General features: G+C 42.9%; 17 protein-coding genes. 9 read left to right on the forward strand and 8 right to left on the reverse strand.

The genetic code is table 11. The features are described from left to right. Positions 1 to 54: 54 nt before the first annotated feature. Positions 55 to 1,344 (reverse strand): TPM domain-containing protein, encoded by a 1,290-nt coding sequence (locus tag HQ39_RS01430; RefSeq protein WP_036862945.1) that lies wholly within the window; start codon positions 1,342 to 1,344, stop codon positions 55 to 57. Positions 1,345 to 1,454: 110 nt separating this feature from the next. After that, complete coding sequence (locus HQ39_RS01435; protein ID WP_036849066.1) at positions 1,455 to 2,042, reverse strand: LemA family protein; 588 nt, start codon at positions 2,040 to 2,042, stop codon at positions 1,455 to 1,457. A gap of 323 nt (positions 2,043 to 2,365) precedes the next feature. On the opposite strand from HQ39_RS01435, the gene dnaA reads away from it, so the two are divergent. From dnaA to HQ39_RS01465, 6 genes are all read left to right on the forward strand, one after another. Then, a complete protein-coding gene (gene dnaA / locus HQ39_RS01440; protein ID WP_036862947.1) occupies positions 2,366 to 3,739 on the forward strand; it encodes a chromosomal replication initiator protein DnaA in 1,374 nt (457 codons plus the stop codon). 232 nt (positions 3,740 to 3,971) lie between these two features. Then, positions 3,972 to 4,823: a hypothetical protein gene (locus HQ39_RS01445; protein WP_152565473.1), complete on the forward strand. Its 852-nt coding sequence runs from the start codon at positions 3,972 to 3,974 to the stop codon at positions 4,821 to 4,823. Positions 4,824 to 4,914: 91 nt separating this feature from the next. Continuing rightward, a complete protein-coding gene (locus HQ39_RS01450; protein ID WP_036849075.1) occupies positions 4,915 to 5,361 on the forward strand; it encodes a PepSY-like domain-containing protein in 447 nt (148 codons plus the stop codon). 466 nt (positions 5,362 to 5,827) lie between these two features. Next, the gene (locus HQ39_RS01455) at positions 5,828 to 6,451 is read left to right on the forward strand and encodes a hypothetical protein (protein WP_152565474.1); all 624 of its coding nucleotides are present in this window, start codon (positions 5,828 to 5,830) and stop codon (positions 6,449 to 6,451) included. Beyond that, on the forward strand, positions 6,445 to 6,732 hold the full coding sequence (locus HQ39_RS01460; RefSeq protein ID WP_152565475.1) for a winged helix-turn-helix domain-containing protein: 288 nt from the start codon (positions 6,445 to 6,447) through the stop codon (positions 6,730 to 6,732). Before HQ39_RS01455 ends, HQ39_RS01460 begins: the two co-directional genes overlap by 7 nt. Before the next feature lie 28 nt (positions 6,733 to 6,760). Continuing rightward, positions 6,761 to 7,237 (forward strand): DUF2141 domain-containing protein, encoded by a 477-nt coding sequence (locus tag HQ39_RS01465; protein WP_052079319.1) that lies wholly within the window; start codon positions 6,761 to 6,763, stop codon positions 7,235 to 7,237. 125 nt (positions 7,238 to 7,362) lie between these two features. On the opposite strand, the gene HQ39_RS09110 is transcribed toward HQ39_RS01465, so the two are convergent. From HQ39_RS09110 to clpB, 5 genes are all read right to left on the reverse strand, one after another. After that, positions 7,363 to 7,782 carry a hypothetical protein gene (locus tag HQ39_RS09110; RefSeq protein ID WP_052079321.1) on the reverse strand — a complete coding sequence of 140 codons (420 nt, stop codon included), beginning with the start codon at positions 7,780 to 7,782 and terminating at the stop codon, positions 7,363 to 7,365. A gap of 40 nt (positions 7,783 to 7,822) precedes the next feature. Further along, positions 7,823 to 10,468: a valine--tRNA ligase gene (locus HQ39_RS01475; protein ID WP_036862955.1), complete on the reverse strand. Its 2,646-nt coding sequence runs from the start codon at positions 10,466 to 10,468 to the stop codon at positions 7,823 to 7,825. Between the two features lie 74 nt (positions 10,469 to 10,542). After that, complete coding sequence (locus tag HQ39_RS01480; protein WP_036862958.1) at positions 10,543 to 11,781, reverse strand: Cof-type HAD-IIB family hydrolase; 1,239 nt, start codon at positions 11,779 to 11,781, stop codon at positions 10,543 to 10,545. Positions 11,782 to 11,800: 19 nt separating this feature from the next. After that, positions 11,801 to 12,682 carry a 50S ribosomal protein L11 methyltransferase gene (prmA, locus tag HQ39_RS01485; protein ID WP_052079323.1) on the reverse strand — a complete coding sequence of 294 codons (882 nt, stop codon included), beginning with the start codon at positions 12,680 to 12,682 and terminating at the stop codon, positions 11,801 to 11,803. A gap of 459 nt (positions 12,683 to 13,141) precedes the next feature. Beyond that, positions 13,142 to 15,739, reverse strand: coding sequence for an ATP-dependent chaperone ClpB (gene clpB / locus HQ39_RS01490; RefSeq protein ID WP_036862961.1), 2,598 nt, complete (start codon positions 15,737 to 15,739; stop codon positions 13,142 to 13,144). A gap of 255 nt (positions 15,740 to 15,994) precedes the next feature. Here clpB and panC point away from each other — a divergent pair, with 255 nt between their 5' ends. The 3 genes from panC to HQ39_RS01505 are packed head-to-tail and all read left to right on the forward strand — an operon-like array spanning position 15,995 to position 20,121. Beyond that, the gene (gene panC, locus HQ39_RS01495) at positions 15,995 to 16,852 is read left to right on the forward strand and encodes a pantoate--beta-alanine ligase (protein WP_036862963.1); all 858 of its coding nucleotides are present in this window, start codon (positions 15,995 to 15,997) and stop codon (positions 16,850 to 16,852) included. 37 nt (positions 16,853 to 16,889) lie between these two features. Continuing rightward, positions 16,890 to 18,386 carry a glycoside hydrolase family 10 protein gene (locus tag HQ39_RS01500; RefSeq protein ID WP_052079324.1) on the forward strand — a complete coding sequence of 499 codons (1,497 nt, stop codon included), beginning with the start codon at positions 16,890 to 16,892 and terminating at the stop codon, positions 18,384 to 18,386. 34 nt (positions 18,387 to 18,420) lie between these two features. Further along, entirely contained in the window at positions 18,421 to 20,121 is a 1,701-nt protein-coding gene (locus HQ39_RS01505) for a putative transporter (RefSeq protein WP_036862965.1), read from the forward strand. A 410-nt stretch (positions 20,122 to 20,531) separates the two neighbouring features. Here HQ39_RS01505 and HQ39_RS01510 read toward each other — a convergent pair whose 3' ends face one another. After that, positions 20,532 to 20,762 carry a hypothetical protein gene (locus HQ39_RS01510; protein ID WP_036862967.1) on the reverse strand — a complete coding sequence of 77 codons (231 nt, stop codon included), beginning with the start codon at positions 20,760 to 20,762 and terminating at the stop codon, positions 20,532 to 20,534. Positions 20,763 to 20,914: the final 152 nt, after the last annotated feature.

A 20,914-nucleotide genomic window follows, 5' to 3' on the forward strand; every position in this document is an offset into this window, starting at 1 on the left:
AATCACGGATCACAAAGGTAGTTATTACTGATGATATGAGTGTTATAGGGACTACTAAAAACGAGTAGTTGCTCCACCTCCTCCAGATCGTCCTCCCCCGAAGCCACCTCCAAAGGAACCTCCACCTCCTCTAAATCCTCCAACAGCCCCAATTGCTGCTCCGAGTGCCGCAGAAGATGCAGAGGATAATCGAGAAGCCTTATCCTCCTTGGTGTGTTTGCAGTATAAGCAGAAGTATGTTGTATATATGTAGTTTGGGGTAATAGAGGTATTTTCTTTTCTCATTGTTATACCTTTACAATTGGGACATTGTATGTATGGTGAGTATTTAAGAGTCCCATATACCTCTTTATTATTACAAAATCGGCATGTTGCCGCTATGTATGATACGGATCCGATATTTTGTTCGATACTCTCCTTTGTCGTAAGATACGGAAGCACTTCATTGGGAGTACGATGAAGTGTAATACTATTGTCCGTGTGGCATGCAACGCATTTCTGCATCTGAGAAGATAGCTTCTTTTTATAGACGAAAATCCAAAGTAACTTATAATAAAGAACTACGGGAAGAAAAAGTATAGCAAACAGACTTAGAAATAATCTTTTCGCCGTCAACTCCGCTTTCAGATAACGCTCCACGGGAGTTCTTCCATCTCCACCCTTGATATTGGCACCGGTTATCAGAAACATTAAAAGAAATCCCGAAATGTATGAAATAAGAAAACCATACTTTATGATAGTCCAATACAGCTGTAGTTCTTTATCATCCCAGACACTCGGAGTCCTAACAGTAAAAGATTTTGTGGTGGAGTCATACTCCTCTCTCAAGTTCTTTTCTATAGATTTTATTCCCTCTATTATCGCTTTATCAGGATTTCCAGCCTTTAGATAAGGTATCATATCTTCTTTCTGTATCATATAACAGAGAGCATCAGGCAGTACATGCTCCAACCCATAACCTACTTCAAATGATATTCCTCTCTCTTCTGGCTTGTAAACATATAGTATCACCAGCCCATTATCATCACTCTTAGAGCCAACTCCCCATGTATTTAGGATATTGTGTGCAAAGCTTTGCAGATCCTGCCCATCAATGCTTTCCAATATCACTATTGCTATCTCGACGCCCATCTCTTCTCGGATATTACCTATCAGTTGATTGGCTTCATTATAGGCCGAAGGGCTCAAAAGCTTCGACTCATCTGTTATATACAGAGAGGCATCCGCTTTCTGAACATTCTTGACATCATCAACATTCCTTATCGTTTGAGCATTCAAGAAAGATGTATTCAGAACAAGAAGCAGAAAAAAGAGAGATTTAAGTTTGAAATCAAAACAACTCATTGGTCAGATTGATATTTATATGGTAAGAACAGGCACATTTAATATCTAAAAATGCTAAGCAAGAAGGTTTAGGTCTTCATGCTTAGCATTTCTTTAAGAGGATTCCCCTGTTAAAACTGCACTTCCGGAGCAACATCTGCTCCTTCTTTGGCTTCAAAAAGAGGCTTTACTCCAAATCCGAATATGCTTGCAACCAAGTTTTTCGGGAACTTTCGGATGTATTGATTATAATCCTTTACAACATCATTAAATCGAGATCTCTCCACGGTAATGCGGTTTTCTGTCCCTTCCAACTGCACTTGAAGCATTTTGAAGTTCTCGTTAGCCTTTAGATCCGGATATGCTTCTACAGAAACAAGAAGCCTGCTCAATGCACTGGAAAGTTCACTTTGTTTTGCCATGAACTCTTCCATATCCTTAGCCGTTAAGTTATCAGGATCAACTTTAACCTGAGTAGCACTGGCTCTTGCTTGGATCACACTTTCCAGAGTGCTTTTTTCGTGATTGGCATATCCCTTTACGGTATTGACCAGATTTGGTATAAGATCGGCTCTTCTCTGGTAAACATTTTCCACCTGTCCCCAAGATGCCTTGACCTCTTCATCCAATACAACCATTCTGTTATACTGGCTTCCCAAATAAAATGCAAGAATGCCCAATACTACTATTACTGCAATTAACGTCTTAGATTTTCTCATACTTATTTCGTAGTTTGTTAAACGATTTATGTAACAAAGATAGCCCTTATTTTTCAATTATTTGACTATCAAACAGGAAGGCTCGTATTAAAAAAAAATAACATTATTTACATTTGAAAGGAACCTATCTGTTGCCCAATGATTTAACATTTAGATGGTAAAATAGAGTACTACAAAGCAACCACTTATCCCTAATTTCTTGTCAGTAAGGGGCATCAAAAAAAGCAACAAAAGGGTCATTTTTTTTTCTTCTTTATTTTCCCAAACTTTGCATTGGTTGAAAGCCAAAAGTCTTGGCTCTAATAATAAACTATATAGAAAGAATGAACCATATTCTCCAACAAGTTTGGCAGCAATGTCTAAGCTACATCAGTGAAGAGATCAGCTCTCCTTCGGATTATACCCGATGGTTCGCGCCGATCGTTCCTGTTAGTTTGGAGGGTAAAAAGCTCACGCTAAGATTACCTTCGGAGCTTCATTTTGACCATATAGAGAAGCAGTATAAAGATCCGTTTAAGAGATCTCTAGAAAAGTATATTGGGGAAAATTTTGAGCTTGAATACGAAATATTTGAGGGTGTTGCCGTACCCAAATATTCTGCTGAAAAGGTAGATGTACAAGCCATAAGCACACCTGTTAAAAACTCTGACAATTCTCAAAAATCTTCCTTTAGAACGAATCTTGAGCCTCAACTCACTTTTGACACCTATGTTTATGGCGATTCAAATTTGATGGTATATAATGCCGCTCAAGCCATTATAGCCAATCCGGGAAGTTCTTTATTCAATCCATTGTTCATTTATGGAGCTTCAGGCGTTGGGAAAACGCATATTTTGCACGCGATAGGAAATGCTATCTTGAACTCTTATCCTGAAAAACGTGTTGTTTATGTATCGGCACAGATGTTCAAAATGCAGTATGTGGAAGCTTCTTACAGGCGAAAACGTCCGGAAGACTTCATTCAATTCTATCAGAATATGGATATTCTTCTCTTGGATGATGTCCAAGAGTTGAGGGATGCAGTAAGTACCCAGAGTGCTTTTTTCCAGATTTTCAATAATCTTAGAGCTTTAGGACGCCATATTATAATGACATCCGACCGCCCGGCTGTAGATCTTGACGGACTTGAAGAGCGTCTTTATACAAGAATGAAATGGGGGCTGACGGCTGAAATAGAGCGTCCGGATACCGAACTTAGAAAAAAGATTCTGACTCGCATGATGGGTCAGTATAACATTTCACTCCCTCAAGAGGTCTTCGATATTATTATTGCGTCAACCTCCCAAAATGTTCGAGAGTTGGAAGGCGTTACTAAAACACTCTTCGCTCACCATACTATGAGTCATAAGCCTATATCTATGGAGCTTACGACGAAGATATTGAAGCAGTATGTGAAGTATGAGAAAAAGGTTATCACAATCCAAGATATTGTTGAAGCTGTCTGCTCTCATTTCGATATAGAACCTCATTTATTGCAGCAGAAATGCCGAAAGCGTCAGATCGTTTTATCCAGACAGATTGCAATGTATCTCTGCAAAGAGCTTACAGATAGCTCTTTCTCTGTTATCGGAGCAGAAGTCGGAGGGCAGGATCACTCTACTGTCATCTATGCCTGCAAGAGTATAGAAAATCTTTTGAGCACAAATGCTCCCAATATCGCAGAGGATATTGCGGAGATCAAATCTCTTTTGGTGTAGGAAGGCATTCTTGCTTTCGCATGATACACTCAGGTTTTTCGGTAATAAGATTCACACTCATCGGGAGTAAATTATTAAATCTTTCGATGCAGCTGCTCTATTCTTTTATAGAAAAGTCATAAAAGTATCAAGAGTTGCACTTCTCTGTTAAATCTTATTTATCCCTTCCCCCTTTTTGCTTTTTATGACTAGATTTGCACCCATTCCTCAAATGTATTTAGATAATAACAGAATGATTATGATCAGAAAGATGGCAACATTGGTTGCACTTACCCTTATTTTGACCTCTTGCAATGGAGATGGAAAAGAAATAAAAAGACCGGAAATAAAACAGAAGACGTATAAGAATCTCATATCCAAGGTAGAAAGGTTTTTAGAAAAAGAATCCATCGGAGAAAACCTCTATAAGTATGATGAAAATAACCGAGTAATAGAAATCACCAATATTCAACGGCTAAACGGAGAAAAGGTGCTAAAATCTGCTGTCAGCTATTCAAAGGACAAAATTCTCATCGAAGAAGATGTCCTTCCTGAGGCTGAAAGCAACCTTTCGGCACCAACAAAACACGAGATTGTGCTTGATGCTTCCGGAAAGGCCACTATGCAAATAACAACACTATGTTTTCCCGGAGGAAAGGAGGAACGACGAGTGGCAGATAAATTTCAATACAATAAAACAGGAAAACAAATAAGTCAAAAGACTCCTACATTCAGAGCCATAGAACGTACTTGGGCGAATGATAACTGCATTCAGAAAGATCAGATCTATTATCCAAGTAACTCTTCCGGAGAGAATTCTTCCGTATTTTTCTTTTACACGGATAAAGAGAATAATGATACCTATCCGGATCTCAATCAGATTTGGTCTCCGGCTCCCTCTATCGAAGCTCTTTTTGCAGACGAACTCGGCTTAAGATCTTTCAAGTTGCTAAAAGACATTGAGTACACCGATACTCATACTCCTGCAAAAAGTATCTCATACGAATTCGACTCGATGGGAAGAGTCGTTCTCATAACGGTTGTGAGAAAAAGTAAAACAGGTAAATACCCCAGATCCATCTATAAAATCTCCTACAAGGGATAGAGGAAAAGCTTGAATAATTCAAATTCTTTTCAGATTTGAGTCCTACATTTGTGGTCATATAATTCGTAATTCATAAAAACAGACTACAAACATGAGAAAAATTATTACCCTTTTGGCAATCATCATAGCTGCTGCAACATTTCAGATCAAGGCAGATAACGAGAGACCTATACCTTTTGAAAATCTGCCCAAGCAAGCTAAGGAGTTCATAACAAAGTATTATAGCTCCAAAGAGGTGCTACAAGCCTATGTGGACAAAGACATCCTGACCACTACTTATGACGTTATTTTGGAAAATGGTTGCAAGATAGAGTTCAAGAAAAACGGTGAATGGAAAGAGATTACAAGCAAAAGAGTACCCATCCCGTTCTCTATCGCTCCTCGTCCTATTCAAGACTATGTGAAGACAAACTACCCGAACAGTGATCTCACGAACATAGAGAAAAAGTCGAGAGGCCGTTATCAGATAGACCTTTCAAACGGATTGGAGATAGAATTCGACTCCAAATTCAGAGCAAGAGTGGTGGATGTAGACTGATCCTACTCCCCCATTAAAACCGGGATTATAGACCCGATAAGAAGAAAAAGTCTTCTTATCGGGTCTGTTATTTTTCGCAAGAGAAGATGTTTAACCCTTTTAGAAGTTTCGTTTAACAGATTCAAAACCTTTACCGAACCCTTAAACATCTGCAAAACAAAGCATGAGTTCTACCCTTCAAGGCTTGATGAGTAAAAATCAAGACAAGATTTCTACAGATTAAGCCTTGATTTATAGTTCTTATCCGCTTAACAATAAAAATTGAATATATTAAAGCGACCTTTTTAATATGTTCCCAATAAGATTTCAGCTCAAAATATTTCATGCGTAAATTGGTTTATAAAATAAACTTACTTATATTTGCAGTGTGAAAGAAGTTTGTCGATCGTTTATGACAGGCAACTTCATTCTCGGAGACAGGTATTTTTTCTTAGTGTATTACCCTGATAGATCGCTTTTTTTAGTTATGAATGATGTTAAGTTGAATGAGAAAGAGAGCTTGGCTCTTATCTCTCAAATGATTTTAGAAACCAAGCAAAACCTCGGATTGGGACAGTGGAATAAGTTTTTATTCTACGGATACGCATCTGCGATCATAGGCGTTGGAGTCTATTTCTGTTTCAAATTCACGTCAAGTCCCATGTCGTATCTTTTGTGGTTTATCCTACTGCCACTTTCACTCTTTGCAGCACTGTTTTCAAAGAAGCATCCGCCCAAGGTCGTTTCTTATTTGGAAAAAAGCATCAAGTCCGTCTGGATTGTCATCAACACACTATTCTTTCTCTCTTTGCTTATCATCTGTTTGATTTATGCCCTATCTCTCGTAGAGGTAATACACTTTGGACTTATGGCTCCTTTGAGTTTAATGTATGTCGCCATTGGTTGTGCCATTACGGGAGTGCTTCTTAAAGAGAAAGTTGTGGTTTGGACATCGGGATTTTCTTTTCTCTTGGGCGTTTATATCCTTGTAATGCTCCACTCTACCCATTTGTTTCAGAACTACTTCAATCTTCTTTTGGCTCTCTCCTTTGTCATCATGTTGATACTGCCCGGCCATCTTCTCAATGCCAAAGCCAAGCGTGAATTATGATAGAATTAGATCCTCTACTGCATTCCCAACTTCGTCTTGCCATCATCTCCATTTTGATGGGTATAGATGAGGCAGACTTTGTTTTTCTTAAAGAGAAGACCGAAGCAACCTCCGGGAATCTGAGTATTCAGCTGGACAAGCTTTCACAAGCCGGATATATAGAGATCCGAAAAGAGTTTATAGGTAAAAGACCTAGGACATCTTGCAGGATTACCTCCGCAGGCAGGAATGCGTTTGAAGCTTACGTGGAAGCTCTAAAACAATATATAGAAATCAAATAATATTATTCCTCTTAAATTTTATAGTGTCATGAAAACAAAAGTAATTCTACTTGCATTTGCTCTATTGGCAAGTTTTGGCATTACTGCCCACGCTCAATACAAACTTTCTATCCGAGTAAAAGGGATAGAGACAGAGAGTGGCAGCATCATGCTTGCTCTTTACAACAATTCGGAAACATTTCTGATAGAGCCATTTAAGACAACAGCCGTTCCCGCTACCGGCACTTCTCAACTCATTGAGCTAAATGATTTACCCAGTGGAAGCTATGCAATGGCTATTTTCCATGATGAAAACGGAAATGGAGATCTGGATAGAGGTGAGTATGGTATCCCTCTCGAAAAGTTTGGTTTTAGCAATAATGTAATGCCCAAAATGGGACCACCCTCTTTCGAGGAGTGTAAAATAGATGTGGTATCCGATACTCAGACTGAAATTCGACTTATCTCTGCATATTCTGCATTCAAAAAGATTTCTTTTAGATCTCTTGTAAATCGTCCTTTCTGAAGGATGTTTTCGATGATCAATAGTGTATGTGAAAAGCCCTGTCTTGGATTCCGATCTCCGAGACAGGGCTTTTTATTGATGTCTTTTGCCCTCTGACTGAAAGCGATATGTGCCGAAGCTAAATGCTAACAGTCCAACTCCAAAGAGCGTAAAAACTCATTCAGCTCTTTATTCAGGTTGGGCATGAGCGGCTTACTCAGATTTATAACCTCACTATCCCATTGCAGAAACGTGTTTTCCACTTCATTCTCCTCCCCTATCATGGATACGGAAAATGGAATTTTGAAACAGTCTTGATAGAAGAACCCCTTATCCCGAAGCCTTTTTACCGCCTCTTTTATGACCTTATTAATGGCATTGAATTGCCGGCTTTCGTATGGGATTTTAGCCAAGCACTCATGTTCGTCGTTCAATAGGAGCAACTCATTTTCCGGAAGAACGTGCTTGAGAAAAAATGCGTGAGTTGAAGCTTCCGGAGTTTGCGATAATACCTTTCGTCCTTCCTTGAATAGCTCTTCTACTGCCTGGGATAGTTTCTGAAACATGTGTAGATAAAATGGATTTGGAAATATTGATTCTCTCTGTTTACTTGCCTAACATCGCAATGCGTTCGCGCAATGTCTCCAACTTTTCATTGGCATCGGACTGCTTTTTTCGCTCAAGAGCCACCACTTGTTCCGGTGCATTGGCAACAAACTTCTCGTTCTCCAGCTTTTTATTGACCGATAGCAAGAACTTCTCGTAGTATGCCACCTCCTCGTGAAGCTTCTTTAGCTCCTCTTCGGTATCTATAAAACCTTCCATAGGAATGGCAAATGTTGCGGTGCCTATCATGATTGAAGCATCATTGGGATTGGCTTCTCTATCTCCGACTTCATACTTTTCGATATTTGCCAAACGGCAAACAATGGATACGGCTTCCGTGCTTAGAACGGCTTGTGTCGCGTAAAGAGATAAAGCCTCTTTAGGTGAAATGTTGTTTTTTACCCTTAGATTTCGGATCTGACTGATAAGTTCACGAGCCATCTCGACCTCTTTAAGGAAAGTAGCATCAAAGGTAGAATCTATCTTCAAAGGATGCTTCATGATGCTGTCTCCCTCTTTTCTTTCTTCCACGAGTTGCCATAACTCCTCTGTGATAAATGGCATAAAAGGATGGAGTAACTGCATCAAAATGGAGAAAAAGTCCAGGGTGGCTTGTTTGGTTTCAGCATCTATGGGAGAGCCGTAAGCAGGCTTTACCAGTTCGAGATAACAGGCAGAGAAGTCGTCCCAAAAGAGTTTATACAGAAGCAACATAGCATCGCTCAGCCTGTATTTATCGAAATGATCCGCCAGCTCTACGGATACTTCTGAAAGGCGATTACGGAACCAGCTTACGGCTGCAACGCTTGCATCTGTCGGCTTTTGTACTGCTGCCACATCCCATCCGCAAACAAGACGGAAGGCATTCCATATCTTATTGTTGAAGTTACGCCCTTGCTCGCAAAGCGACTCGTCAAAAAGAATATCATTACCAGCAGAAGCCGCAGTCATGAGTCCCATACGCACTCCATCCGCACCATATTTTGCAATGAGATCCAATGGGTCGGGAGAGTTGCCCAAAGACTTTGACATTTTGCGTCCTTGGGCATCACGTACAATACCGGTAAGGTAAACATGGCCAAACGGACGCTTTCCGGTGTATTCATAACCTGCCATAATCATACGTGCAACCCAGAAAAACAGGATGTCCGGACCAGTAACCAGGTCGGAGGTTGGATAGTAATACTCCAACTCTTTTCTCTCTTCTTCTGTCGGGTTAATAACGCTTCCAAAAACCGATATAGGCCATAACCACGAAGAGAACCAAGTGTCCAAACAATCTTCTTCTTGTCTTAGATCTTCAAGGGTAAGCGTATTGTCCTGACTCTTTTCACGTGCTAAGACTAAAGCCTCTTCCTTAGATGATGCAACAATGAAGCCGCCTTGAGGCAGGAAGTAAGCAGGAATACGATGCCCCCACCAAAGCTGACGAGAGATGCACCAATCCTTTATGTTCTCCATCCAATGGAAGTATGTATTCTTGAATTTGGAAGGTACAAGAAGAACGTCATCCTGTTTGACAGCCTCGATAGCCGGTTGAGCCAATCGCTTCATATCAAGGAACCACTGCATTGAAAGTTTTGGCTCGATAGGTACTTGTGTTCGCTCCGAACATCCGACCTTATTAACGTATGCCTCTTCTTTCTCCATCAATCCGGCTGCGGTAAGATCTTTTGCAATCTGCTTTCTTACATCGAACCTGTCCATACCCTTGTACTGAAGCCCATATTCGTTCAAAGTACCATTGTCATTGAATATATCTATGGAAGGAAGAGCATATTTCTCTCCCAGCATATAGTCATTCACATCGTGCGCGGGCGTTACTTTCAAACATCCGGTACCAAATTCTCTCTCGACATACTCGTCCATGATTATCGGTATCTCCCGATTTACAAGAGGAATACGTACATGTTTATCTTTCAGATAGCTGTATCTTTCATCTTCCGGATGTACACAAACAGCAGTATCTCCAAGTATAGTTTCCGGACGAGTGGTGGCAACAATGATGTATTTCCCCGGCTCTTCTACCACTTCATACTTCAAGTAGTAAAGTTTGCTCTGCTCTTCTTTGTAGATTACTTCCTCATCGGACAGTGCAGTAAGGGCTTTGGGATCCCAGTTGACCATTCTCACTCCACGATAGATATAGCCTTTGTTGTACAGATCGACAAAGACATCTATCACACTTTGAGAGCGATTTTCATCCATTGTAAAGGCTGTTCTGTCCCAATCACAAGAAGCACCCAACTTCTTGAGCTGCTCCATGATGATGCCTCCATGCTTATCTGTCCACTCCCAAGCATGATCAAGGAATTGTTCTCTTGTAAGTTCGCTCTTTTTGATACCCTCTTCTGCCAACTTATTTACCACTTTTGCTTCGGTGGCGATAGAGGCATGGTCTGTTCCGGGAACCCATAGAGCGTTCTTTCCCATCATTCTTGCACGTCGAATAAGAATATCCTGAATGGAATTGTTCAACATGTGTCCCATATGCAATACACCCGTTACATTGGGAGGAGGCATCACTATCGTGTATGGTTCACGAGCGTCCGGTTTGGAAGAAAATATCTTATTTTCCATCCAGTATTTATACCACTTATCCTCCACCAATGAGGGATCATATTTACTTGCAATATCCTTATTCATCGTCTTTATATTACTTTTTTCTTTGTTTTAAGAGGTACAAAAATAGCAATTATTCTCTGCACATCTACACTTTACTATCTACGCTTTATGATGCTATTGACTACTCGGATGGAAGAAATAATCTTATCCGTTCCGGTCATAACATCCACATTCCAGACGTGAGAGCTTCTACCCTTGTGCACTATGGTAGCTATTCCTCTTACCACATCCCCTTCGTGAGCGGATGATATATGGTTGCCGCTTACCTGCATACCGACCTGTATTTCATTTTCATCACAGAGAAAAACAGACCCGTATCCTGCAAGTGTTTCCGCAAAAGCAAGCGTTGCACCCCCATGAAGGATTCCCATCGGCTGACGGGTACGAATATCCACCGGCATGGTCGCTTCCACTCTTCCTTCCGACAGGTGGGTACACTTGATGCCGAGCGTACTCATCAGAGTGTTTTGCATGAGTGAGTTGAAGTACTCAAGGTCTATGGTTTTCTTGTCTTCCGCATGAAAGAATACCTTTTGAATAAGATGCGCAACGCCGTCTTCATTATTACTTTTCGTAATATAGTGCGCACACTGCTTGACTGCTTCCGTTGCATTGCCCATGGCAACACCAAGACCGGCAAGCTGGATCATGGAAAGATCGTTGTAGCTATCCCCTACCGCGATGAGCTGTTTTGGCGTCATGTTGAGTTCGCTCAAAAGAAAAGAGAGTGCTTTACCTTTATCTATTTGAGCCGGTACTATTTCGAGATAAGTCTCTGCCGACCTGTATATATTGATTCGTTGCCCTAAAATCTGAACAAGCTCTGCAAATATCTTATCCAATGGTTCCTTCTCTCCGATTATGGCAACCTTGTGAGGTGGTTTTATCACTGCTTCCACAAAATCCGTTACTTTTCGGATAGGCATATTACCATTAAGGAAAGATTCATGCTTTACCAGTTCATGATCCGCATCTTCGGTTATGACAGCATCGAATGTATAAGTTAAAATCGACTGCCCTGCATCCTTTGCATATTGATACAGTACAGGGATCAGATCCAGATCCAAACAGTGGTTAGCCAAGATCTTACCATCGGAACACCTGATGATCTTTCCTCCATTATACGAAAGCATGTAGCCTCCAAACTCATCCAATTTCAACTGTCTTGCGATGTGAGAAACACCATGTGTGGGACGCCCCGAAGCAAGAGCTATTTTAAGCCCTGCCTGTTGTATTCCTATGATATATTTTAGTGTGTCTTTGGAGATCTCTTTTTGGTCATTGGTAAGGGTACCATCCAAGTCCAGAGCTATCAACTTATACTTATCATCCATATCTGTTGTATCTTTTGTGTCATTGGTTATTTCGTGCAGCCATGAGGGCGCACCATTCATTGTTTACAGTCTGCTTTCTTATCCCAAATCCATGTTCGGAAAGTGCTTTTTCTATCACAGGCAGATCCTGCTCATAGAATCCGCTCAAGAAGATTTTTCCATCCGGATTTTTTATGGCAGAGATATAAAGGGGAAGATCTTCCACGATAATATTCCTGTTGATGTTGGCAATGAAAATATCTACCGGATCGGACTCTTTCAATAGTTGTGCATCGCCATGCTGTACAACAATCTTATCAACATTGTTGAGACGGGCATTATCCAAAGTATTCCGATAGCACCACTCATCTATGTCTATTGCAGTAATGTTTTCGGCTCCTTTGAGGGCGGTATAGATAGCCAATATTCCGGTACCACACCCCATATCCAGGACACTTTTGCCATTCAAGTCCTCTTCACTCAGTAAGGAGATTATTCCGGACGTAGTGCTGTGATGTCCCGTTCCGAATGCCATCTGAGGTTGTATGAGTAGTTCTGTACAAGGAGCCGTCCCGCTGTATGGAGTATGAAATGGAGCACGGATGTAGCAGTCTGCCACAGTAATGGGAGAGAAAAAGTTCTTTTCCCACTCCTCATTCCAGTTTTTATCCTCCATCTCTTCCGATGAATAAGATATTTCAAATCCATCTATCGGCAAAGCTCCGAGGGCATCCTCCACCGCCTCCGAAAGAGAAGAAGATTTTGGAGCATAAGCCAACAATGAGCCTTCGTCCGTCTGTTCAAAACTTTCAAAACCTCCATCGGCAAGGAATTGGGAGAGAAGATCGAATATCAGAGACCGCTCTATATCTTTCGCTTCACTCGAAAAGGATATTTCAAACTTGTACTGAATATACTTCATTTTCTTATCAATATATCTCCACAAAGATAGCTATTCAATGTCGTTTCAACAATCTGGACAGTGAGGTAAAAGTAATGCCCGATAGCCGAGATCTGTTCTCAATGATGAAATTTTGAGTTTGAATCTTGTCGAGAACCTATTAAAGAAAAGAATTGACCATGTTCAAATCTTTTGCTAAACGGGATAAAAACTATAAATCAAGGCGTGATTGGTGAAAATCACACCCTGATTTACAGAAACCAAACCTTGAAGCTCGCAAATCATGCCTCGACTCGAAGATGTTTAAGCTTTTAGTGAAACTCTTTAATCTGTTCATGAAGATTTGCGAACAGGTTCAACGTATTTTATTTCAAGAGACAAGCATCTTGCCAAATCACTTGTTGAGATCAGGCATTGACTTTCGTGCCGGGCTTTCTTTCTATTCCCCTGTCAAGCAAGACAACAACTCATTTGTTACAATTATGATTGAAGAAAAACGTATTCTCCCTCCTTATAATCCACAAGAATGGTTTTGTCTGTGCTTAAACTGTTGCTCAACAAAGCCTTGGAAAGCTCGTTCAGAACTCTTCTCTTGATCACTCTCTTCACGGGTCTTGCTCCAAACTGCGGATCATATCCCTCCAAAGCAAGTTGCTTCACGGCTTCTTCAGAGAAGTCTATCTTTATCATATTCTCTTCGAGCATCTTCTGAACTCCTTCGAGTTGCAGTCTGACGATCTTAAATATCTCTTCCTGCGATAGAGGAGCAAATACTATTGTCTCATCTATACGGTTCAGAAGCTCCGGGCGTATCGTTCTCTTCAAAAGAGCCAACACTTTCTCTTTGCTCTCTTCCAAAACTCTGTCCGACCCGGTACGCTCATACTCTTCCATGCTTTCTCGGATAATATCGGATCCGAGATTAGAAGTCATGATGATGATGGTATTCTTGAAGTTTACGGTACGTCCTTTGTTGTCCGTCAGTCGTCCGTCATCCAAGACTTGAAGCAGGATATTGAATACTTCCGGGTGTGCTTTCTCTATCTCGTCGAAGAGTATCACGGAGTAAGGTTTTCTTCTTATAGACTCTGTGAGCTGTCCTCCTTCATCGTATCCGACGTATCCCGGAGGTGCTCCTATAAGACGAGTTGCAGAAAACTTTTCTTGATATTCACTCATATCTATGCGTGTCATCATGTTTTCGTCATCAAACAGCAGTTCTGCCAAAGCTTTTGCTACCTCTGTCTTACCCACACCGGTCGTTCCCAAGAAGATAAAAGAGCCGATAGGTCGCTTAGGATCTTGAAGCCCTGCTCTCGAACGTCTCACGGCATTAGCGATGGCAGAGATAGCTTCTTCTTGTCCCACCACTCTTTTGTGCAGCTCCTCTTCCAAGTGCAGCAGCTTCTCTTTCTCCGATGACATCATCTTGCTTACAGGAATATTGGTCCATTTGGAGACAACATCGGCTATATCGTCCTGATCCACCACTTCTTTGACCATTGCGTTATCTCCTTGTATTTTGATCAGTTCCTGTTCTGCCTCCGCTATCTGCTTCTTCTTGGTCTCTATTTTCCCATATCTTATTTCGGCGACTTTACCATAATCGCCCTCGCGTTCTGCTTTATCCGCAAGGTAGTTAAGCTCTTCGATCTCCGCCTTGTTGGCTTGGATGATTCCGATCTGCTCTTTCTCTTTCTGCCAACGTGCTCTCAGCTGCATCTCGTCCTCCTTCAAAGATGCAATTTCTGCAAGTATGGCTTTCATCTTGAGCTCATCGTTGTCGAGCTTTATGGCTTCACGCTCTATCTCCAGTTGCTTTATCTTTCTGGAGATTTCATCCAACTCTTCCGGCAAAGAGTCTATCTGCATTCTCAATCGGGCAGATGCTTCATCCATCAAATCTATTGCCTTGTCCGGTAAAAATCTGTCTGTTATATAACGAGAAGATAGTTTTACGGCAGCTATGATGGCATCATCTTTTATTCTGATCTTATGATGATTTTCGTACTTCTCCTTTATTCCTCGCAGGATAGAGATAGTACTCAACTCATCAGGTTCTTCTACCATTACGATTTGGAAGCGTCTTTCGAGAGCTTTGTCTTTCTCAAAATATTTTTGATACTCGTTGAGCGTCGTTGCTCCTATCGCATGCAGTTCGCCACGAGCAAGAGCAGGCTTCAGAATATTAGCGGCATCCATCGCCCCTTCACTCTTTCCGGCTCCCACAAGAGTGTGAATCTCGTCTATGAAAAGAATGATATTCCCTTCCGATTTAGAGACTTCATTCACCACTCCTTTGAGACGCTCTTCAAACTCTCCCTTGTATTTTGCTCCGGCTATCAAAGCACCCATGTCGAGAGAATATACCTCTTTGGTTTTTAGATTCTCCGGGACATCTCCTCTAACGATACGGTGAGCAAGCCCTTCGGCTACGGCAGTCTTCCCTACCCCCGGTTCTCCTATCAGGATAGGGTTATTTTTCGTTCTTCTTGAAAGGATCTGCAACACTCTTCGTATCTCTTCATCCCGACCGATAACCGGATCCAGCTTACCGCTTCGAGCTTTCTCTGTGAGATTTTGAGCATACTTGCCGAGTGCATCGTAGTTGTCATCCGAAGATTGAGAGGTAATATTGCTCCCCTTTCTTAGCTCCATAATTGCTGTTTTAAGTGCTTGCTCCGTAGCTCCCATATCCTTTAACAGATGTGCCGCATCCGCTCCTTTCTGAAGGATGGCAAGCAGTAAGTGTTCTACCGCAACGTATTGGTCTTTGAAATCCGTTGCAAGTTGAGAGGCATGGGAAAGCACTGCATTTGAAGCTGAAGAGAGATACGGCTCCGAAGCTCCCCCTGTAACGCGAGGGAGAGAAGCTATCTTATCCTTAATTCGTTTCTTGAGAGTCTCCGGATCTATTCCGATCTTTGGAAATATGTATCCGGAGAGATGCCCGGCTTCCTCCATTATGGCAAGAAGGATATGCAGGGGATCGATGGATTGTTGATGCTCTTGTTGCGCAAGCATTATCGCTTTTTGAATGATCTCTTGCGACTTGATAGTCATATTATTCCAGTTCATGATATATGTTTTTTTAGGTTTTGTACTATTTGCTATTGTGAACGATAAAGTACAATCAAAAGCATAACCCAAGTGTCCTGACTGCAGAAAACGGCAGATATACTAAGCCAAAAGTAACATATAACATCTTAAAATGTCATATATCATCCGCTAAAACGTCATTCTTATATGACAAATGACAGAGTTTTAGGAATAAAATCCTATTTATTTGGGTAACTTTGCGGACATAAAAAACATAATCAGAACAAACACCGAATGGTAACAATAGACAATATAAAGCTTCTAAAAGAGAAACTCTCAGAAGAGAGAAAACAGGCGAAAAAGATAGGATTTGTTCCTACAATGGGTGCTCTTCATGACGGACACATCAGTTTGGTCAAACGCTCCATCAGCGAAAATGATATTACGGTAGTCAGTGTCTTCCTGAACCCTACGCAGTTTAACAACGCAAGAGATTTTGAGACCTATCCGAGAGATCTTGACAGAGATCTAAGACTGCTCTTCGAAGCAGGAGCAGACTATGTTTTTGCTCCGACTGTGGAAGAGATATATCCTAAAGATGAACCTCGCCAATCTCCTTTCGATCTTGGACGAGTGGCAGAGGTTATGGAAGGTAAGCATCGTCCCGGACACTTTGCCGGAGTTGCGGAGGTGGTTTCCAAACTTTTCAGAATAGTCGAGCCGGATAAAGCATACTTTGGAGAAAAAGATTTTCAACAGATTGCCGTTATTCGCCGAATGCTCTCTCTCATGCCGGATGTATCTATTGAGATCATCCCTTGTGAAATAGTAAGAGAAAAGGATGGACTTGCAATGAGTTCTCGCAATACCCGGCTCAATGAAGACGAACGCCGATCTGCGCCATTCATCTACAAAGCTCTTAGACATGGTGTAGAGCTGTTTCGCAAAGGGGCTTCTGTGGAAGAGGTGTATAAAGCCGTGATTGAGCAAATAGACCAAACTCCTCACTTAAAGGTGGAATACTTCTCTATCGTGGATGGAGAGAGTCTCGAAGACATCGAATGCTGGGAAGAGAGTCAGGTACCGGTAGGATGTATTACAGTCTATTGCGGTGAGGTGCGGCTTATAGACCACATCCATTTTACAAGCTAATATCAGACAAACCATGAATAGCACCACTTTTATAAGAATGGCAATAAGGACCGGAAGACCTCTACTCCTTATTGCTATCCTTGTTTTAAGCACAATGCTTCCATCTTTTGCGGAACAACCTCCAAGTCTGTACCCAAAAAGAGAGATGCGTGCAGTTTGGCTGACAACACTTTACGGTCTGGATTGGCCCAAGGCTCGTACAGCTGCGTTACAACGACAAGAGATAGACAGAATGCTCGACAGTCTCCGTTCGGCACATTTCAATACCGTGTTCATACAGGTAAGAGGACGGGGAGATGTCATTTACAAGAGTAAGTTTGAGCCGGTCATGCTACCTTTTAGGTCTGCAATGTCGCAAGATAAAAGCTATGATCCGCTCTCCTACGTCATTCAGGGATGCCATGACAGAGGGATGGAATGTCATGCCTGGATGGTTACCCTTAAAATGGCAAATGTCTCCGAATTCAGACACGCACCGAAAGACTCCTACATAAAAAGGTACAGGGCTCACACCATTCGCCACAACGGAGAGATCTATATGGATCCGGCCTCGGAACATGCTCGAAGATTTCTTGCAGATATGGCAGAAGAGCTTGCTTCCAACTACGATATAGATGGTATCCACCTGGACTATATCAGGTATCCCGAAAGGGCTGAGAAGCTGCAAGATCAACGCTCTTACAAAAGATCCAAGACCAATCTTTCGCACTCCGCATGGCGAGAGGAGAATATTCATAGAACAGTCTCCATGATATACGACAGAGTAAAAAGCGTGAAGCCGCATATTCAGGTCAGTGCATCACCTATCGGGAAGTATAGCAATGGTGTGAAGAACAACGGACATGTATGGACGGCAAAAGAGTCTGTTCATCAAGATCCCGTGGCATGGAAGCGTTCGGGGAAGATAGACTTTGTAGTCCCGATGATGTATTTTAAGGGAGAAGACTTCTTCTATCACCTCAAGAAGTGGAACAGAGAGATGGATGGGAAGATGGTAGCCGGGCTTGCCTCATACAAGATGCTCAAAAGTCAAGGCGGATGGGACTATACAGATCTCAAACAACAGATTGACAGCTGCCGAGCCGAGTCCGGAGTGGGAGGAATCTGTTTCTTCAGAGCCGAGCAGCTTTTTGACAATAAGTATGGTCTTTGGAACTATCTGCGCCAAGAGGCATTCACTCGCCCGGCTCTTCTTCCGCTCAGGTCTTCCAGCCCGGCAGCACCGGAGTCTGTTCCGGAGATTACGGACTTCTCTCTGCACGGAGATACACTGGTGGCAGAGTGGAGCTATGCAGGGAAAGACTCTCCCACATTCAACATCTATATCTCCATGGATGGGAATGATGTCCGGACGGAAACCTCCGAATACCTTTCACGTATCGGGATAAAAGAAAAAAAGCTCACCATTCCTCTTGGCAACATACCGGAGGATACACTTATACAGATCACCGTAACGGCATATACCACAGAGTATGCCGAGAGTGCGCCGGCGCACTCTGCCGTCTATTATCACAGACCCAAAGAGCAACAATAAAGATCTTACAGACAAGTTGTAGTATATATATAATATGTGGACAGACGAAATCATATCTTTTCTCACCGAACCTTCCATCTTACAGGCAGTGGTAGCCTTATTCCTTGTCAGCGGCATAGGGATGTATTTAGGCAAGTTCAGCTTCAAGGGGGTGTCTTTAGGGCTTTCGATGGTATTCTTCATCGGTATCATCTGCTCGCACTTCGGGCTGAGAGTGGACTCTGAGATCCTTGCCTTTACCATCAACGTCGGGCTTATCCTTTATGTCTATACGCTGGGGCTTCAGGTCGGTCCGGCCTTCATCGAGTCTCTGAAGAAGAGAGGCATCGTGCTCAATCTCTGGGCTACAGCCATCATTGTTCTGAGCATTGTGGTGGTAGTGGTTCTTTATCTTATCTCCAACCAATCTCTCCCTCATCTGATGGGAGTATTGAGTGGAGCGGTTACCAACATGCCGGTCTTGGGGGCATCTCAGGAAGCCGTCAGCGGAGTATTGGTACATCAGGGAGCATCTCAGGAAGTGCTCTCGAAGACGCTTGCCGAGATGGCTATGGCTACTGCGATAGCTTATCCTTTCGGGGTGATGGGCGTTTTTATCGTCATAGCCATTCTCAAGACGCAGGTGCCTCGTTCCGGAGCATCGGCAGAAGAAGACGACACCGTCAAGACAATCACCAAAGAGTACCTCATAACCAACAGCGCCGTTGCGGGCAAAACCATCAGGGAGCTCATGACGCTCAACACCGTACCCATGCTGGTCTCGCGGATCTGGAGGGAGGGACGGTTTATGATGCCCAAGTCGGACACGGAGCTGCAGCCGGGCGATCACGTCCTTGTCGTGAGCGAAGAGGAACACCATCCCAAGATACTGCTTCTTTTGGGTGAAGAGGCAAAAGGAGTCCGGCCCGGAGAAGAAGTGATAGACTGGGAAGCCGCCAACGAATCGCTCGCATCTCGCAGAATCATCATAACCAGACAGGAGATCAACGGCGTACGTCTGGCATCCTTAGACCTCAGAAGCAGGATGAACATCAACGTAACCTCCGTCATCCGCGCAGGCATCACGCTGCTCCCCTCTCCCTCTCTCCGCCTGCAGATGGGCGACAGGCTCTCCGTCGTGGGCAAAGAGAGCGACCTCAAGGAGCTTTCCCGGATGATGGGCAACGAGCTGAAAGAGCTGGACACACCCTACCTTGTAACCCTTTTTATAGGGATGCTGCTGGGGTGCGTGCTGGGAGCCATTCCGATCGTGATACCGGGCATCTCCACGCCGATCAAGATGGGAATCGCCGGAGGCCCGCTCATTGCCGGTATTCTGATGAGTGCCTACGGAGTAAGGCTCCACCTGAACACCTACATCACCTCCAGCGCCAATCTGATGATACGCACCTTCGGCATCGTGCTTTTCATGGCTGCGCTCGGGCTCAGTTCGGGAGAAGGGTTCTTCGCGACCCTTTCGCAAGGTCCCGGACTGATATGGATGGCTCTCGGCACTGCCGTCACCGTCCTGCCTCCCCTCATCATCGGCTACATCTGCATGAAGTGGTTCAAGCTCTCCTTCAGCCACACGGCGGGAGTTGTATGCGGCAGCATGGCCAATCCCATAGCTCTCGACTACGCCTCCACCCTCGTAAAAGGCGACACCATTGCGGTGTCTTACGTCACGGTTTACCCCCTCACGATGTTCGCCAGAGTGATTGCCGCGCAGCTCACCGTGGGGATCATCATGGGATGACGGCGGGACGAACAGCCCGTCTGCCATCACTTCTCCCCCACGGCTCCGCATCGTTTGCCGCAAATCAATAGGGGACAGACAGATAAACAAGTAAAAGCAACGTCGGTACGATACGTATCGGCGTTGCTTTCGTTACGGGTGCAAGCTCCCGAAACAGGCGGCAAACGCCCGGAGAGTTGAGAGCTTTTCTCCGGATTGTTACCGCCCGGCCTCTTCCCCCCTGCACTCTCATGAAGAAAAGAGTACGAACAAAAAGGGTCCGACAAAGCGTTCCGGGCATTGAAAATCGGGGCAGAAAACAGCGAAAAAAAGCGGAAAAACAGAGGCTTTTTTTCCCGTTTTGAGGCCGACTTTCGGCTCGACTATTTCAACCTTAATCGTAAAAATGTAATCTCCTGTTTAACAGCAAATTATATTCCTTGAGGATTTGGCAAAAATTTCTTGGCCAAGAAAATATTTTTTCTTGGCCACAAAAATATTTTTTCTTGGCCACAAAAATATTTTTTCTTGGCCACACAATTTTTTTTCCTTGCCCAAGCAGTTTTTTTTACGTGCGCACAGAGGTTTTTTTTCGTGCGCACAGAAATTTTTTTTCGTGCGCACAGAAAATTTTTTTCATGCGCACGTAAATTTTTTTTCATGCGCACAGAAATTTTTTTTCATGCGTACAGAAATTTTTTTTCATGCGCACAGAAATTTTTTTTCATGCGCACAGAAATTTTTTTTCGTGCGCACAGAAATTTTTTTTCATGCGCACAGAAATTTTTTTTCGTGCGCACAGAAATTTTTTTTC

Source organism: Porphyromonas sp. COT-108 OH2963, assembly GCF_000768895.1.
Lineage (GTDB): Bacteria > Bacteroidota > Bacteroidia > Bacteroidales > Porphyromonadaceae > Porphyromonas_A > Porphyromonas_A canoris.